The organism is Streptomyces sp. NPDC042259 (genome assembly GCF_055582085.1).
On sequence record NZ_JBVJDW010000004.1, the window covers coordinates 571,481 to 587,852 of the forward strand.

Annotated in this window: 18 protein-coding genes; 8 read left to right on the forward strand and 10 right to left on the reverse strand. The window is 68.2% G+C overall.

Going from position 1 to position 16,372, the window contains the following annotated elements:
* Positions 1-45: 45 nt before the first annotated feature.
* Genes ACZ6MA_RS14785 through ACZ6MA_RS14800 form a run of 4 tightly spaced genes read left to right on the forward strand, consistent with a single transcriptional unit; the run spans position 46 to position 4,176 of the window.
* Entirely contained in the window at positions 46-972 is a 927-nt protein-coding gene (locus ACZ6MA_RS14785) for an ABC transporter permease (RefSeq protein WP_469433840.1), read from the forward strand.
* A complete protein-coding gene (locus ACZ6MA_RS14790) occupies positions 965-1,924 on the forward strand; it encodes an ABC transporter permease (RefSeq protein WP_469433842.1) in 960 nt (319 codons plus the stop codon). The genes ACZ6MA_RS14785 and ACZ6MA_RS14790 overlap by 8 nt, the downstream gene beginning before the upstream one ends.
* Positions 1,925-1,937: 13 nt before the next feature.
* Positions 1,938-2,996 carry an ABC transporter ATP-binding protein gene (locus ACZ6MA_RS14795; protein ID WP_469433843.1) on the forward strand — a complete coding sequence of 353 codons (1,059 nt, stop codon included), beginning with the start codon at positions 1,938-1,940 and terminating at the stop codon, positions 2,994-2,996.
* Positions 2,989-4,176, forward strand: coding sequence for an ABC transporter ATP-binding protein (locus ACZ6MA_RS14800; RefSeq protein ID WP_469433845.1), 1,188 nt, complete (start codon positions 2,989-2,991; stop codon positions 4,174-4,176). The genes ACZ6MA_RS14795 and ACZ6MA_RS14800 overlap by 8 nt, the downstream gene beginning before the upstream one ends.
* 172 nt (positions 4,177-4,348) lie before the next feature.
* Here ACZ6MA_RS14800 and ACZ6MA_RS14805 read toward each other — a convergent pair whose 3' ends face one another.
* The 9 genes from ACZ6MA_RS14805 to ACZ6MA_RS14845 form a co-directional block, all read right to left on the reverse strand.
* Positions 4,349-5,761: a DUF6177 family protein gene (locus tag ACZ6MA_RS14805; RefSeq protein ID WP_469433846.1), complete on the reverse strand. Its 1,413-nt coding sequence runs from the start codon at positions 5,759-5,761 to the stop codon at positions 4,349-4,351.
* Positions 5,762-5,874: 113 nt separating this feature from the next.
* Positions 5,875-6,102: a hypothetical protein gene (locus ACZ6MA_RS14810; RefSeq protein ID WP_469433848.1), complete on the reverse strand. Its 228-nt coding sequence runs from the start codon at positions 6,100-6,102 to the stop codon at positions 5,875-5,877.
* A complete protein-coding gene (locus ACZ6MA_RS14815; protein ID WP_469433850.1) occupies positions 6,099-8,549 on the reverse strand; it encodes a GNAT family N-acetyltransferase in 2,451 nt (816 codons plus the stop codon). The genes ACZ6MA_RS14810 and ACZ6MA_RS14815 overlap by 4 nt, the downstream gene beginning before the upstream one ends.
* Positions 8,546-8,920 (reverse strand): DUF6507 family protein, encoded by a 375-nt coding sequence (locus tag ACZ6MA_RS14820; protein ID WP_469433852.1) that lies wholly within the window; start codon positions 8,918-8,920, stop codon positions 8,546-8,548. The genes ACZ6MA_RS14815 and ACZ6MA_RS14820 overlap by 4 nt, the downstream gene beginning before the upstream one ends.
* Positions 8,921-9,145: 225 nt before the next feature.
* A complete protein-coding gene (locus tag ACZ6MA_RS14825; RefSeq protein WP_469433853.1) occupies positions 9,146-10,696 on the reverse strand; it encodes an alpha/beta hydrolase in 1,551 nt (516 codons plus the stop codon).
* Positions 10,697-10,797: 101 nt separating this feature from the next.
* A complete protein-coding gene (locus ACZ6MA_RS14830) occupies positions 10,798-11,055 on the reverse strand; it encodes a hypothetical protein (protein WP_469433855.1) in 258 nt (85 codons plus the stop codon).
* Positions 11,052-11,354 (reverse strand): hypothetical protein, encoded by a 303-nt coding sequence (locus tag ACZ6MA_RS14835; RefSeq protein WP_469433856.1) that lies wholly within the window; start codon positions 11,352-11,354, stop codon positions 11,052-11,054. Before ACZ6MA_RS14835 ends, ACZ6MA_RS14830 begins: the two co-directional genes overlap by 4 nt.
* Positions 11,355-11,535: 181 nt before the next feature.
* Positions 11,536-11,763, reverse strand: coding sequence for a DUF397 domain-containing protein (locus ACZ6MA_RS14840; RefSeq protein WP_469433858.1), 228 nt, complete (start codon positions 11,761-11,763; stop codon positions 11,536-11,538).
* Positions 11,760-12,617 carry a helix-turn-helix domain-containing protein gene (locus tag ACZ6MA_RS14845; protein WP_469433859.1) on the reverse strand — a complete coding sequence of 286 codons (858 nt, stop codon included), beginning with the start codon at positions 12,615-12,617 and terminating at the stop codon, positions 11,760-11,762. The genes ACZ6MA_RS14840 and ACZ6MA_RS14845 overlap by 4 nt, the downstream gene beginning before the upstream one ends.
* 458 nt (positions 12,618-13,075) lie before the next feature.
* Here ACZ6MA_RS14845 and ACZ6MA_RS14850 point away from each other — a divergent pair, with 458 nt between their 5' ends.
* The 3 genes from ACZ6MA_RS14850 (at position 13,076) to ACZ6MA_RS14860 (ending at position 13,921) form a co-directional block, all read left to right on the forward strand.
* Positions 13,076-13,312 carry an H/ACA ribonucleoprotein complex subunit GAR1/NAF1 gene (locus ACZ6MA_RS14850; RefSeq protein WP_469433861.1) on the forward strand — a complete coding sequence of 79 codons (237 nt, stop codon included), beginning with the start codon at positions 13,076-13,078 and terminating at the stop codon, positions 13,310-13,312.
* A complete protein-coding gene (locus ACZ6MA_RS14855) occupies positions 13,309-13,470 on the forward strand; it encodes a hypothetical protein (RefSeq protein ID WP_469433862.1) in 162 nt (53 codons plus the stop codon). The genes ACZ6MA_RS14850 and ACZ6MA_RS14855 overlap by 4 nt, the downstream gene beginning before the upstream one ends.
* A 136-nt stretch (positions 13,471-13,606) precedes the next feature.
* Positions 13,607-13,921, forward strand: coding sequence for a DUF6980 family protein (locus ACZ6MA_RS14860; RefSeq protein WP_469434123.1), 315 nt, complete (start codon positions 13,607-13,609; stop codon positions 13,919-13,921).
* Positions 13,922-13,981: 60 nt separating this feature from the next.
* On the opposite strand, the gene ACZ6MA_RS14865 is transcribed toward ACZ6MA_RS14860, so the two are convergent.
* Positions 13,982-14,335, reverse strand: a complete 354-nt coding sequence (locus ACZ6MA_RS14865) for a hypothetical protein (protein ID WP_469433863.1) — start codon at positions 14,333-14,335, stop codon at positions 13,982-13,984.
* Positions 14,336-14,692: 357 nt separating this feature from the next.
* On the opposite strand from ACZ6MA_RS14865, the gene ACZ6MA_RS14870 reads away from it, so the two are divergent.
* The gene (locus ACZ6MA_RS14870; RefSeq protein WP_469433864.1) at positions 14,693-16,330 is read left to right on the forward strand and encodes a peptide ABC transporter substrate-binding protein; all 1,638 of its coding nucleotides are present in this window, start codon (positions 14,693-14,695) and stop codon (positions 16,328-16,330) included.
* Positions 16,331-16,372 lie beyond the last annotated feature (42 nt).

Here is a 16,372-nt window from a genome sequence, read left to right on the forward strand (position 1 = left end):
GGCACAAGCGTCCGACGCCGTGGATGCGACTGACATGGAGGCAACATGGGGCGTTACGTCGCGCGGCGACTGCTCCAGATGATCCCGGTGTTCATCGGGACCACTCTGCTCATCTTTCTCATGGTGCATGTGCTCCCCGGCGACCCGATCAAGGCGCTGTGGGGCGACAAGGCGGCCGACCCCGCCCAGGTCGCGGTGCTGCGCCACAAGTTCGGGCTCGACCTGCCCTTGTGGCAGCAGTACACCAATTACATGGCCGACCTCTTCCAGGGGCAGTTCGGCGAGACCTTCGGCGGCCGTCAGGTCTCCGACCTCATGGCGGAGTCCTTCCCCGTCACCATCCGGCTGGCGCTCGTCGCGTTCGTCATCGAGGTGGTCCTCGGCATCACCCTCGGCGTCTTCGCCGGGCTCAAGGCCGGCAAGGCCGTCGACACCGCCGTACTGATCTTCACCCTGCTGGTGATCTCGGTGCCGGTCTTCGTCCTCGGCTACATCTTCCAGACGGTCTTCGCGACCGAACTCGGGTGGGTGACACCGAGCGTCCAGGACTCCGAGGACTTCAGCCAGCTGATCCTTCCAGGCGCCGTGCTGGGCTCCCTGTCGCTGGCCTACGTGGCGCGGCTGACCCGCACCACCATCAGCGAGAACGTCCGCTCGGACTACATGCGCACCGCGCTCGCCAAGGGCCTGCCCAAGCGCCGCATCGTGGGTGTGCACCTGCTGCGCAACTCGCTGATCCCCGTCGTCACCTTCCTCGGTACGGACATCGGCGCCCTCATGGGCGGCGCGATCGTGACCGAGGGCATCTTCAACGTGCAGGGCATCGGCATGCAGCTCTACCGGGCGGTCAGCCAGGGCGAGGGCACGACCACCGTCGGAATCGTCACCGTCCTGGTCATCGTCTTCCTGTTCACCAGCCTGATCGTCGACCTGCTCTACGCGGTCCTGGACCCGAGGATCCGGTATGCCTGACGTGACCAAGACCCCGGCCGCCTCCGACACCGTCCTGACCACGGACGAGACGGTCGCGGCGAACGTGCCCGCGGTGCCCGCCACCGGCAAGCCGCGCAGCCTGTGGAGCGACGCCTGGCAGCAACTGCGCCGCAACCCCTTCTTCGTCATCTCCGCGCTGCTGATCGTGCTGCTGCTGGTGATGGCGATCGCCCCCACGCTGTTCACCAGCGTGGACCCGCGCAGCGGTGACCTGACCAACCACTTCCTGTCCAAGCCGGAGTGGGGTCACGTCTTCTCGCCCGAGTGGTTCGGGTACGACAAGCAGGGCCGCAGCATCTACGCGCGTGTCATCTACGGCGCCCGTGCCTCGATCAGCGTCGGTGTGCTCGTCACCATCGCGGTCACGGTCCTCGGCGGACTGATCGGCATGCTCGCCGGGTACTACGGCGGCTGGATCGACTCGGTGCTCTCCCGCTTCACCGACATCTTCTTCGGCATCCCCTTCTTCCTCGGCGCGATGGTCATCCTGACCTCGTTCACCGACCGGGCGCTGTGGGTGGTGGCCGGGTCCATGGCGTTCCTCGGCTGGACACAGATCGCCCGCGTGATGCGCGGTTCGGTGATCACCACCAAGCAGTCCGACTATGTGACGGCCGCACGCGCGCTCGGCGCGGGCACCGGACGGATCCTGTTCCGGCACATCCTGCCGAACGCGATCGCCCCCGTCATCGTCGTCGCCACGATCGCCCTGGGCGGCTACATCGCCGCCGAGGCGACCCTGTCGTACCTCGGTCTCGGCCTTGCCGACCCGACGATCTCGTGGGGCATCGACATCTCGGACGCCAAGGACGCACTGCGGGACGCCCCGCACGTCATGTTCTTCCCCGCCGGCATGCTCTGTCTCACGGTGCTCGCGTTCATCATGCTCGGCGACGCGGTGCGCGACGCCCTCGACCCCAAGCTGCGCTGAGGGAGGCGTAACCGTGACCACTCTTGAGAAGACCGCGAACGTCCCCGAACCCCGTTCGGCCGACGACGCGAGCACTCCGTTGCTCGAAGTCCGTGACCTGCACGTGGAGTTCCACACCCGCGAGGGTGTCGCCAAGGCGGTCAACGGTGTGAACTACACCGTCGACGCCGGCGAGACCCTGGCCGTGCTCGGCGAGTCCGGCTCGGGCAAGTCCGTGACCGCGCAGGCGATCATGGGCATCCTCGACATGCCGCCCGGCAAGATCCCGCAGGGCCAGATCCTCTACCGCGGCCAGGACATGCTCACCATGTCGGGCGAGGAGCGGCGGCAGATCCGCGGCCGGAAGATCGCCATGATCTTCCAGGACGCGCTGTCGTCCCTCAACCCCGTCCTGAGCGTCGGCTACCAGCTCGGCGAGATGTACCGGGTGCACCAGGGCCTGTCCAAGAAGGACGCCAAGGCCAAGGCCATCGAACTGATGGACCGCGTGCGCATCCCGGCCGCCAAGGAGCGGGTGGGCGACTACCCGCACCAGTTCTCGGGCGGTATGCGCCAGCGCATCATGATCGCGATGGCGCTGGCCCTGGAGCCGGACCTGATCATCGCCGACGAGCCGACGACGGCCCTGGACGTGACGGTGCAGGCGCAGGTCATGGACCTGCTCGCGGAGCTGCAGCGCGAGTTCAACATGGGCCTGATCCTCATCACCCACGACCTGGGTGTCGTCGCGGACGTCGCCGACAAGATCGCGGTGATGTACGCGGGCCGGATCGTGGAGACCGCGCCGGTGCACGAGCTGTACAAGCGCCCCGCGCACCCGTACACCCGTGGTCTGCTCGACTCGATCCCGCGCCTGGACCAGAAGGGCCAGGAACTCTTCGCGATCAAGGGTCTGCCGCCCAACCTGACGCGGATCCCCTCGGGTTGTGCCTTCAACCCGCGCTGCGTCAAGGCGCAGGACGTCTGCCGCACCGACGTCCCGCTGCTGCACCAGGTCACGGAGCCGGACGGCGCGGCGCTGCCGGGCCGCGGCAGCGCGTGCCACTTCTGGAAGGAGACGATCCATGGCTGAGTCCACCGGCGGGTCCGGCAACAAGCCCGGCGAGAAGTCCGGCAAGAAGGGCGAGGCCGTGGTCGACGCGACGCCGAACGTCACCGAGGTGGTGCACACCGACGCCAGCACCACCGCCGAGGTCGAGGCCGTCCTCGACGCCCCGGTCGAGCGCGGCGAGCCGATCCTCCAGGTCCGCAACCTCGTCAAGCACTTCCCGCTGACGCAGGGCATCCTCTTCCGCCGGCAGGTCGGCGCGGTCAAGGCGGTCGACGGGATCTCCTTCGACCTGTACCAGGGCGAGACCCTCGGCATCGTCGGCGAGTCCGGCTGTGGCAAGTCCACCGTCGCCAAGCTGCTGATGACCCTGGAGACCGCCACCTCGGGCGAGGTCTTCTACAAGGGCCAGGACATCACCAAGCTGTCCGGACGCGCCCTGAAGGCCGTGCGTCGCAACATCCAGATGGTCTTCCAGGACCCGTACACGTCGCTGAATCCGCGCATGACGGTGGGTGACATCATCGGGGAGCCGTACGAGATCCATCCGGAGGTGGCGCCGAAGGGCGACCGGCGGCGGAAGGTCCAGGAACTCCTGGACGTCGTCGGCCTGAACCCGGAGTACATCAACCGGTATCCGCACCAGTTCTCCGGCGGTCAGCGCCAGCGCATCGGCATCGCGCGCGGCCTGGCGCTCAACCCGGAGATCATCATCTGCGACGAGCCGGTCTCCGCGCTCGACGTGTCGGTGCAGGCGCAGGTCATCAACCTGATGGAGAAGCTCCAGGACGAGTTCAACCTCTCCTACCTCTTCATCGCGCACGACCTGTCCATCGTGCGGCACATCTCCGACCGGGTCGGCGTGATGTACCTCGGCAAGATGGCCGAGATCGGCACGGACACGGAGATCTACGAGCACCCGACGCACCCCTACACCCAGGCGCTGCTGTCGGCCGTCCCGGTCCCCGACCCCGAGGCTCGCGAGGGCCGCGAGCGGATCATCCTGACCGGCGACGTGCCCTCCCCGGCGAACCCGCCGTCGGGCTGCCGCTTCCGCACCCGCTGCTGGAAGGCGGAGGACCGCTGCGCGGAGGAGTCGCCGCTGCTGGCGATCCCCGAGGTCTTCGCGGGCCGCAAGACTCCGGCGGCACACGAGTCCGCGTGCCACTTCGCGGAGGAGAAGCAGGTGGTGGGCGCGGCGTAGTCGCCGGCGCTCGGCCGTTGGTTGTGGTGGGGCTCTCCCGGATGTGATGTCCGGGGGAGCCCCCCGTTTTGTCTTTGCGATGTTTCGTCTTCGCGTGATCGGCCGCTGACCGGTAGATCAGCCGCTGATCGCGACGGTCTCGACGCGCGGCTCGGCGACCTTGACGTCCTGGTCAGTGCGCGGGATCGACCTGGAGGTGGGCGGAGAGCTGCTGGAGGACCGCCCAGGCCTGGGCGTCGGTGCCGTCGCCGAGGGGGTAGTACAGGGCGGGCCGGGCGTCCGGGCCGAGCTGGACGGGGCGGAGGGCGACGGGCGGGCGGTGGGCGTGGTCGAGGCCGATCGTGTGGACGTCGTCGGTACCGAGGGTGAACGAGACGGGAACGGGCGGTGCCTCGAAACGCGGCGGGACGGTGAGATCCCGGCGGGCCCGGCGCAGCGTGACGAGCATGGAGGTGAGGCCGTGCTCGGCGACGAGGGCCCGGGCGAGCGGCTCGGTCGCATCGAGGGGCGGGGTTTCGCCCTCGCCGTAGCCGAGCGTCAGGGTGATGTCTTCCGCGACGCCGTCGGGGGTGCGGGTGACGTGGTGGGTGGCGATGCCGGGGCGGCCTGGGTGACCGACGGCGAGCAGATGGGTGGGCTCGGGGGAGCGGTCGCGGGCGAGGTCCGTCAACTGGTCTTTGGACCACCGGAGATTGACGGGCTCGGCGGTGCCCCAGCCTGCGGGCGCGGCGCCGGTGAGCGCGGTCCAGGCGGTTTCCAGGGCCTGGCCGAGTACGAGGCTGTCGTCGGGCCGGTGGGTGACGCGGAAGGCGACGCCGAGCTGTCGGTCGGTGGCGGGGGCGTTTTCGGTGAAGGCTTTGGCCGCGGACCGTTCCCCGGTTTCGCCTTCGACGGGGGTGAAGGTACCGCCGTGCCAGTGCAGGACGGCACCGGAGAGCCCGTCGTAGTAGCCGCAGTCGGGGTCCTGCACGACCCAGCGGTTGGGTGCCCCGGCCAGAGCGGTGCGCAGGGGCAGGCTGAGGCGCACGTGGGGTGGTGTGACGATGTGCAGCGCGAGCCCGGCGTCGATGACCTTCCGCAGAACGGCGGACAGCCAGGCCGTCAGCGCAAGGACGGGCCGGTCGGCGAGGACCACGGCGGTGGAGTCGGTGAGGACGTCCACGGTGAGGTCGTCGTCGCCGGACGCGGTATGAGCGGTTCCCGCGCCGGCGGTCCGGACCACCTCGGTGGTGGCGGCCCCGGCCGGCCACACGCTCCCCCCGAGCAGCGCGGTGAGCCGCCCCGCGACGGACCCGGCGAGCGGCCCTGCCTCCGGCACGGCGGTGGAGGCCCGCACCTCGGTCCACCAGTACGGCACGGGGGGCTCGCCGACGTCACCCCCGAGCAGCCGCTCGGCCTCACCGGGCACGTGCACGAGCATCGGCGCCTCCAGCGAAACGAGCGGCCGACCGTCCGCCGCGCGCAGCCGGATGACGGCCCCGTCATGCCCGGCCCCGACGCCGAGCCCGGGCCCACCGGCGTAGAGCCCGGCCACGACGGCCCAGGAGTCGGGCATGTCGGGGGTGAGGGCTATGACGTCTTTCATGGCGGTGTCCTGGTGAGCGTATGGAGGGGCTTAAGTAAGCCATGGGTGTCGGGTGCGGATCGATCGAGCCGCACCCGACACCCATGGCCGCGGGTAGCGCAAATGGGGCCGGATCAGTCGCCCTGCTTCGCCCTCTCGGCGGCGGCCTCTTCGCGAATGCGGGCATAGATCGCGTCCAGCCCGGCCTGGTATTCGGCCTCCTGCTCGGGGGTGGCCTCGTCCGGATAATCGACGCCGTACTTGGCACAGAATTCGTAGAACCATTCCGAGGACAGGCGATGGCGCTTGACCACCAGCGGGTCGACGGGGTCCGACGGTTCCAGTTTGCCGCGCTCTGTCATAGCAGTTTCCTACCTTCCCAACGCTGACCGACAAGTACGCGCTTCCCGAAGAAGTCGTCCCTACCCGCAGCCCAACCTATGTTCGCGATCTCTTGGGGCGTAGGGTAATCGGAGCTTCTGAAGGGGTGCTTCCTCGCGCGGTCCACGATGTCCTTGGCGGCCGCGAGCTCTTCCTTGGAGAGCGACCACTCGGAGTCGTTCATTTTCACGCTGACGCGATTGATGATCTTTTGGGCCGATTTTTCATTGGTCCAGTCGTAGTCTCGCCGTGCCCAGGTGTAGGCGCCGTTTTCCTTGGCCGCTGTGAGCTGGATCTCCGAGACGCCTGACTGCCGATACCAGTTCTCCAGATGCCTGCTGATCGCCGAACCGGCGCCCTTTCCGCGGAAAGCCGGGTCGTCGATCTTCATGATCAGGTGCTTGACGGCCAGAGTACCGTCCTCCCGGCGGACGAAGTCGCGCTCCATCCGGCCGACGGGGTTGCCGGCCGCGTCGACGAAGTGCGCACTCCAGCCCAACGTGTTCCCCATTGGGAACACGCCGTCGACCTTGATCCGCAGGCCTCCGTACTCACCGTTGAGTGCGTGCTGTAGCCCTTCCTGGAGTTGCTCCGGAGTGAGGTTCGAGCCCCCCTCCGGGACGAAGTCACCGACGGGGCGGCGTGGCGCGCGGGGGGCACCGCCGTCATGACTGTTGGCACTGTCGGGATTGGAATCCGCGCCATCAGCCTTGGGGGTGTGTGCGCTATCCGCGTCGTGAGGAGTGCCCGAGGGCTCGTCGTGACCGTGTGGGGTCGACGGGGTGTCGCCATGCCCCCCGGAGCCGTGGCCACCCGTGCCGGAGCCCGGTGCGTCGTGGCCGCCGACACCAGTGTGCGGCGCGGTGTGGCCGCCACCGCCGGTGCCCTGGGTTCCGTGACTGGAGGAAGGGCCGTGCTCGAGGTCGTGGGCGGCCCCGGCGGGGACGTCGTGCGCCGCGCCGCCCGCGACGTTGTCGCCGGTGTGTCCGGCCGAGGCCGTTACGTCGGACCCCGCACGGGCGCCCGCGCCGACCGGAACCCTCTCCGGCTGGGACGTGCGGGCGTGCTCGGCGGCGCGCTCCGCCGCCGAGCCCTCCTTCGGGACGGATTCCGCGGGCTGCTTGACCTTGCCGTGCTCGTCGAAGAGCTGGCCGGTCTTCGGGTTCATGTAGACCGGTCGGCCCTTGTTGTCGACGAACTCCGCCACGTCCTTGGGCAGGCCGGCGGGGCGCTCCGCCAGCTTCGCCGCCGTGGCCTCGTCCGCAAGACGGAACGTCTCTCCGGCGACACGCAAAGAGGCGCCGGGGTTCAAGGTTTTCAGGCTCGACATGAGGTCGCCGACCTTGACGAAAGCGAACTTTCCCGCTTTGCCGACGTACGTCATCGGGTCGACCACACGGGCGACCTTGCCGACCACAGAGATCGTCTTGGCCGCCGCTCCGCCCTTCGCGGCTGCTCCGGCGCCGCCGGTGAAGACGGTGGTGAGGACGTTGAAGGTGACACCGCCTGCCGCGCGGGCGGGGTTCTTGCCCCACTGGTCGTACGCGATGAGGGCCTTTCCGGTCTCCTTCACCGCCGTGCGGGACTCGCGGAGCCACTTCGGCAGCTTGTCCTCAGGCGCCATCCAGTACGCGCCCGAGAGGGGCGTGGCGGTGATCAGCACGCCGGTGGCGAGTTTGGCCAGCCCCGTCCACGCCTGGCCGGCCTTGTCCCAGCCGTCGGTGCCGACCAGGGTTCCCAGGCCCTTGAAGGTGCCAACGATGCCGTCGATGACGAAGCCGTCCCAGAGGAAGGCCTTGGCCTTGTGGCGCAGCCAGGCCAGACCGGTGTACTCGCGCTCGGCCATCGCGCCCCAGGGGGTCTTCTCGGCGTGGTCGAGGTCGCTGGCTTTGTAGCCGTACATGTTCGGCTTGTGGGAGCCGTCGTCGGGTATGAGCGGCGTGCCGTGCACCAGGGCGACGATTTTGTCGTGGCAGGTACGTTCGGCGGCGTGGAAGGCGGCGACGGTGGCGTTGACGCTGTGCCAGAGGCTGTTGTTGCGGTCGACCTTCTTCTGGTCCTTGCGCCAGTCGTCGTCGCCCTCGACGCTGTCGGTGAACGCGATGGCGTCATCTTTGAGGCTCTCGAGCTTGGCCTTGAGAGGACGTACTTCGCTGGCGTAGGCGTTCAGAGCAGCGGTGACCTTCTCCAGGTCGTCCGCGAAGCCGTCCGAGTTGGTCGCGACCGGCGCGGTCGTGGCGAACAGCTTGTCCGCTTCCGGAGCCTTGTAGCAGGCCGAGAGCCCCTGGAACTGGGTGTGCACGGCGGCGCCGGAGTCCCGGAAGAGCTTGGCGTTGGTGGCCAGGGACTTGGACTCGGTCTCCAGGGCCTCCAGATCGCCCGTGAACTGCGGGATGCCCGACGGGACGATCAGGTCCTTGTCGCTCACTTCTTCCCCTGCCCCGACATGTCGATCTTGGGCTCCTTGAGCGCCTCGTTGTGCGCGTCCGCCGCCATCTTCAGGTCGCCCTGCACGTACTCCTGGGTCGCCTTGAGGGCGCCGTTCAACGAGTTGGCGGTGCGCTGTGCCACGTAGGCGATGTCCTTGCCCCACGCCTTGGCGAACTCGCCCAGAGCCCCTGCGACCGGCCCGCTGGGCGCGTTACCGCAGTACATCCCGCTGATCGTGCCGGCGGCGGTCGCGGCGGCCGGCAGTGACTTCTGCACTGCCTGACCCGCCTTCGATAACCCTTCGGCAGCCGTTCCGCACTTGGTGAGCACGCCACTCACTGCGGACGGATTGATGTCCCAAGCCGTCATGAAAACCCCCAGCTCCCCCGGTTGCCCGCACTTGCCACGTCTCAGGGCCTATTTGTCGTGGCGCACTCGCCCGCCCCAATGTGCACCTTCGCCACACAGCCCCCACTAAATGGCATCCATGTCTATCGAAAACATGTTGTATGCGCAAAGCGGTTACGTGCCACATGGCGTGATCAAGTGCATATGGGGCGGGCGGGGAGGGCAGCCCGGGGCCGGTGCCTCGGGTCAGGCGGCGGGCTTACAGGTGATGTCCCGCGCGGGCAGCGTGCCCCGGAGCAGGTAGTCGTCGACGGCCTTGTCCGCGCAGGTGCCGGGGAGGGAGACGATGACGGCGTGGGTTCGGGCCGGGACGGTCACCAGGGCCGAGCCGCGCATCGCCCGGTGCATGCCGAGCCCCTGCTCGTAGGGCGTGCGGGTGTCGCCGGTCGCCTGGAGCTGCAGCGCCGGCACCTTGTTGTTGATCACCGTCGGCTTCTCGCTGGGGCGGTCCTTCCAGAAGGCGCACGGCAGGGGGCTGTTGAGGGCCGGGCCGAAGACGGGCTGCTCGGCGCGGGAGCGTTCGACGGCTCGCCAGTACCACTCGGGGTCGCGGGGCATGGTGGTGTCCGCGCAGAGCACCGCGAGCTGGCCGGAGATGCCGGCACTCATCCCGGAGCCCACCGGATCCGACATCACCTTGAGCTGCTCCAGCAGGTACGGGTGAGGGGTGCTCGCCTTGCCGTCGGCGGCGTCGAGGAGGTTGCGCACGACCTCGGCGTACTGCGTGTTCTTCTGGGCGTCCACTCCCAAGTCGAAGAGGAAGAGCGGCAGATCGTGCCCGTCCACCCGGTACGGGCCGACCTTGACCGGCTCGTCCATGGCCCGGCGTACGAGCCCCTCGACGGTGCTGCGGACGGCGGCGGGCGTGGCACCGAGGCGGTACCGGCTGTGGCGGGGCGCGGCCCATGCGGCGAAGTCGTCCAGGGCCTTCTCGTTGACCTGCCCCATGTCTTGAACCAGGCGCATGTCACCGTATTTGACCGGGTCGGGGGCACTGTCGAGCACCAGACGGTCGACCCTTTCCGGGAACATCTGCGCGTAGGTGGCGCCGAGGACCGTGCCGTACGACTGCCCGAACCACGAGGTCCGGCGCTCGCCCAGCACCGCGCGGACGATGTCGACGTCACGGGCGATATTGCGGGTCGAGTAATGCGCGAGCGTGCCGGAGTATTTCTCGTTGCATTTACGGGCGTCCTGCCGCGCCAGCCGTACGTTCTCGTCGAATCCCGCCCGGTCGCTTCCGGGCGAGCGTATCCAGGACGTACGGGACAGTCCGCAGTCCAACGGGGTGCTCTCCCCGACCCCGCGATGGTCCATGCCGATGATGTCGTAGGCCGCCGCCACGTCTGGGCTCAGGCGTTCCCGGAGTTCGGCGGGCATGGAGAGACCGGGGCCGCCGGGGCCGCCGGGGTTGGTCTGGAGTATTCCGCGCCGGGCTCTGGCCTTGCCTTTGCCCTTGTCTTGGCCGGTGGCTTTGATGCGCGAGATCGCGAGCTCTAACGTCCGGCCGTCCGGCGCGCGGTAGTCGAGCGGCACGGTGACTCGTGCGCACTCGGTCCCGCTAGCCGCCAATTTGGTGTCCTGGCACGCGCCCCAGACGACCTTCTGCTCTCTGAACCGCTCCAGCCCGTCCTGCTGCGCAGGGGCCGGCTTCTTGGGGCTCGCGGCGAAGCCGGTCCCTGTGGCGACGGTGGTGAGGGTAAGGGTGAGGGCGGTGAGGACGTTGCGTTTTCTCATGCCCCGACGCTATGAGTCGTGCGCGCCTCTGCTCCATGGGCCGTTCCCCCGCATCCTTCCGGGGGTAACCCCCCGTAACGTGCCTGCCGTGGTGCCAGTGGTTACGGCCCTGCCACGAGCCACACAATCAGCACCGCGTCGAGTGCCTCGTCAAGCCGGTACACGACTGAGACGCCGCGGCCGCCACCGGTCTCTTCGGGTTCCAGGTCCACGACCTGGAGGTCACTGCCGGGCATAGGGTCTCCCTGCCGGGGGTCGGTCTCCAGGGAGGCTCTGACGGCCTCGACGGCGGCTCGCTCGACGCGGGTCAGCTCCACGCGTGTCTTTTCGGCCGCGTCGGAGTAGAACGCATGGGTCACCGGGCGCCGCCGGCGGCGTTGGCGAGCTTGCGCCGTAGTTCTGCGGCCATGTCCTCGGCGGATCGCTTCACTGCGGCCGACCCCTCGGGGTCGATACGGAGAAGGACGCGGCGGCGGTAGCGTCCCGTGATGCGACGGACGGCCGTCAGATCGTCAAGGTCGGCCGTGTCCAGCTCCCGCTCCAGCTGTGTCAGGTCGCCGGGATGGCCATGAGCCCGCAGCGCCGCCCGCAGTTCGTGCAGGGTGCGCATGGGGGGCGGCTCGGGAACGGCTTGGTGCTCAGCAGGGTGTGCGGTCACAATGCCTCCTTGTTCGTGCAATCGACGGTACTCGCGCCCCACGGGTGGCGCGGTGGGTTCGGCGCCCGCGCCCGACTCGGATCTGTACGGGCCCGCTCACTCCTCAGCGCCCGGTGTGTGCCGGATCAGCGAGCCGCGACTGCTCGCGACGGAGTCCGTCACCTCGGCCTGTGCCGGAGGGTCAGTTAGTGTCCGGAAGGGATCCGGACTTCAGCCCGCTGATGAACGCCGACCAGGCGGCGGCCTCGAAGGCGAGGGTGGGGCCGTTGGGGTTCTTGCTGTCGCGGACGGGGGTCATGCCGGGATAGCCGTCCGCGACCTGTATGCAGTCCGTCTGGTGACCGCTGTAGCTGCTCTTGCGCCACGTGACGTGGTTCCGGGACGAGTCCTGCCAGGTGATGGGCCTCATAGGGAATCCTTCAGGATGCGCGAGACGAAGTTGCGTGAGTGTGCCTCATCGAGCGCGGCCGCACGGAGCCCGTCGAACATCTGGCTGTAGGTGGCGAGGTCGGTTCGTCGCTCGAGTTGGATGCTACTGACATACGACTCGGTACACACCACGTCCAGATCGCTGCGGATGGGAAACTGAAGGATCGCGAAGGACCCCAGCAGGCCGGCATGCCCACCGGACGAGAACGGCAGCGCCTGGAAGGTGATGTTGGCTTCCTCGGATGCCTCCAATAGGTGGTGGAGCTGCTTGGTCATGACCTGCCCTCCACCGATCGGCCGGCGCAGGGCGGCCTCATCCACGACTGCCCACAGCCTGAGCGGTGAGGATCGGTGAAGGGTGGCGTTCTGCCGGGCGAGCCGGACGTTCACCAGGGCGTCGACCGCCTCGGGCTTGGTGTCCGGCGCGAGTGCGCTGACGACCGCACGGGTGTACTCCGCCGTCTGTAGCAGGCCGGGGATCAGCGTCATTTCGAAGGTCCGCTTCGATTCGGCTTCCGTCTCCAGCGCGATGAACGAGGCGTATCGCGGGGTGATCACGTCCGAGTAGGGCGTCCACCACATCCGCCCCTTGCTCTCCCGTGCCAGGCCGACCAATCCTTCTCGTGCCCCGGGATCCGTCACTCCATAGAGGTCCAGCATGGCTTCCAGCTCGTGGACACGGACGCCGGACCGACCGTTCTCGATGCGGCTCACCTTGGTCTGGTGCCAGCCGAGATGCCTGGCCATCTGATCCGCTGTGTGTCCCAAACCTTCACGGAGTGCACGGAGTTCGGTGCCGAGCATGCGGCGACGAATGGTGGGGATCGCAGGCATGTTCCAGTCTCCCGGGGTGTTGCGAAGGAGGTTTGGCGCACAGTGTCCCGCATGGAAAACGCGGCCCTGGTGCCGAGTTCACTCTTGCGTATGCACATTGAAGGAATGTGTTGCGACTGCATTGGCGGCTGGCCATGCTGCATGGGTGCCCCTGCCGGGTCGAACCCGAGTGGGCGCCTTAGGGCACCCGTGTGCCCGAACACAGAAGCCCCGGCGACCGCTGGCACGGTCCCGGGGCATGGTCAACGCTGCAAGAGGAGCGTCAACGTGGAGAAGTTTAACTTCCGCTGGTTCGCATGGGCGAGAGCCCTACGTGGGGTGAAGGCCAACCACCGTGGGCAGCCAGCCCGCAGCCCCGCCCGGCCCGTCGAACCCCCGCGACCCCCGGACCCGGCGGTCATCGTGAGGATGACCGCCCACGGCATCGACTTCGTCACCCGCCCCCCGGCGGCGGCCCGGTGAGCGCCCGCGATCAGTCACCGCTGCCCGCCGTCGGGGCGCTGATGCTGGACGCCAGGCTGGACCGCGTCGGTGAGGTGATGGATGTCATCGGCGGGCGGGTGTTACTGCGAGGCCCCGCCGGAGGTCGGGAGTGGGAGGCCCTGCCGTGCGACCTTCGTCCGGCGACCACCGGTGACACGTTGCGCGTACGCGTGGCCGACGCCAATGATCAGGCCGCGCGGAGTCGCCTGTGAGCGAGGAGCCCACCGAGAAGCCGGACGGCCGGTGTGAAGGCTGCCGGGACATCAAGCACCGACGCGCCCGCGCGCTGGCAGCCGGTGATGTCCACGAAGCCGCCGCGTTGACCGCTGCCATGGGGGTGCATCTGCGTGTGACGCACGAGCGCCCATGACCGCCCCCTGATCCGTCGGGCGCGGCTCGGCCGAGCCGCGCCCGACGGATCAGTCGCCCTGCGGTGCCCTCTCGGCGGCGTAACTGACCGTGATCTACTTCTCGGCACGGTGCCGATCAACGAGAAATCCGGGGTCATGACCAATCAGTGTTGCGAGGAGATGGGCCGTCGCGCGAACGTGCGCTGCGAACAGCACGACGATCCTTTCGCCTGCCCGGACGCGCTGATCAAATTCAGCGCCAAGTTCCAGGAGTACGGGTTGGTGATCCACGACGGCGGCACATCGAGCATCATCATCGACTTCTGCCCTTGGTGCGGGCGACGCCTCCCCGAGTCGCAGCGGGACCGATGGTTTGACGAGCTGGAACGCCGCGGGATCGATCCGTGGGAGGACGAAGTCCCCGCCGAGTTCCAGGACGACCGCTGGCTCGCCACACTGTCTCAGGGCTGACGAGCCAACAGGCGCTCAAGCCACTTCCGACACATGCCCCGGGCGGGGCGCATACGTCCGTCAGCCACGCTCTACCTCGGATTGGGCCGCACGGACGATCTCGCCGGCCTCGCGGATCGCTCTCTCCCGGACGGCGGCGTCCTCGCTGTCCAACGCTCGCTCCGCCGCGTGCAGGCGTCGTGCGATCCGCGGATGCCGCTCGATTTCCACGATCACGCCCCAGTGCCGGTAGAACATCCGGATCGGGGTCACACTGCCCTGGTCACCGGCCTCGACGAACGCCCTTTGCATGCCCTCGAAGAATTCCGGCAAGCGGGACGGGGCAACGGTCGCGACCGCTTGGCGCAGGGCCGGCAGCGTCAGGGTGGGCTTGGGGATCAACGGGCCGTCGTGCTCGGTCTGCTCCACGGACATGCGCCGCCCCTTCCCTCGCGAACTCTCCTGGCAGCCTGCCGGCCACCCTAGGCCGTGTCCGGCGGTCTTCGGCTACCGGCCGGGCTGTGCCGCCTGCGGCGGCGTGGCGCCCTGCGGGCGCGTCCTCAATCGCCGGACGGGCTTGATCCAAGCTGGACCAGGACCCCGGCGCCCCTGGCACCCCCCGCACTCAAGCCCAGCGGCCAGCGCTCCCGCATTCGGGCGGATTCCGCCTCGGATTGCCCCCGGACGGCCGCCAGAAGGGCGCTTTTCGTCACCTCATGGGGTGTTATGTGGGCCTAAGCGTGGCTTGGGACATGGCCGGGTCATGGCTCGGAACCTTGAGGGAGGCACTCCATGCGTGGAGGCACGCGCGCCAAGTGGGCCGTTCGTTCGGCGGTGGGGGCGGCGACGGCGGCGGCGGTCGCGCTCGCGGCGGCGGGTTGCGGCGGGGGTGGCGGCGGTGGGGTCGGGGTGGTGCGGGCCTCATGGGGGGATCCGCAGAATCCGCTGGAGCCGGCCAATACCAATGAGGTGCAGGGCGGCAAGGTCCTGACCATGATTTTCCGGGGGCTCAAGCGGTACGACCCCAAGACCGGTGCCGCGAAGGACGTGCTCGCGGAGAAGATCGATACGTCGGACCAGCAGAATTTCACCGTCACCCTCAAGGACGGCTGGACCTTCTCCAACGGCGAGAAGGTGACCGCCAAGTCCTTCGTCGACGCCTGGAATTACGGGGCCCTGGTCGACAACAAGCAGAACAACGCCCCCTTCTTCGCCACCATCGACGGATATGGCGACGTCCACCCGGACAGCGGCGCCGCCAAGGCCAAGACCATGTCGGGGCTGGTGGTCAAGGACGACCGGACCTTTACCGTCAAGCTCACCCAGAAGTTCTCCACCTGGCCGCAGACCCTCGGCTACCAGGCCTTCTCCCCACTGCCCCGGGCATTCTTCGACGATCATGAAAATTGGTTGAAGAAACCCGTTGGCAACGGCCCGTACATGGTGGATTCGTACGCCAAGGGGTCCGCTCTCAACCTCAAGAAGTGGGAGGGCTACCCGGGCGACGACAAGGCGCAGAACGAGGGCGTCGAGCTGCGCGTCTACACCGACAACAACACCGCCTACACCGATCTCCAGGCGGGCAACCTCGATCTCGTCGACGACATCCCGGCCGCCCAGCTCAAGAACGTCAAGAACGACCTCGGCGACCGGTACATCAACCAGCCCGCCGGCATCGTCCAGACCGTCGTCTTCCCCATGTACGACGGGAAGTGGTCCAAGGCCGGGGTGGACAAGGTCCGCCGGGGGCTGTCCATGGCGATCAACCGCAAGCAGATCACCGAGCAGATCTACCAGAAGACCCGCACCCCGGCGACGGACTGGACCTCGCCCGTGCTGAAGTCCGAGGGCGGTTACAAGGAGGGGCTGTGCGGTGACGCCTGTACCTTCGACGCCGCGCGGGCGAAGAAGCTGATCCAGGAGGGCGGCGGGCTGCCCGGCGGGCAGGTGACCATCACCTCCAACGTCGACACCGGATCGCACCGGGTGTGGATGGACGCCGTCTGCAACAGCGTCAACAACGCCCTCGGCATGGACAAGGCCTGCGTCGTCAATCCCGTCGGCACCTTCGCGGACTTCCGCAACCAGATCTCCCAGCACCGGATGACCGGGATGTTCCGCTCGGGCTGGCAGATGGACTACCCGCTGATCCAGAACTTCCTCCAGCCGCTGTACTACTCGGGCGCCTCCTCCAATTACGGGAAGTTCAGCGACCCGGACTTCGACAAGCTCGTCAACGAGGCCAATGCCGAGAACGACCAGGACAAGGCGGTCGGGAAGTTCCAGGACGCGGAGAAGATCCTCGCCGGGCAGATGCCCGCCATCCCGCTCTGGTACCAGAACGGCAGCGCCGGCTACTCCGCGAATCTCTCCGACGTGATGCTCAATTCCTTCAGCGTGCCCGTCTACGACCGGATCAAGGTCGGCTGACCGAACCCGGAAGCCCCGTCCGACGTCCGAAACCCCGGAGCC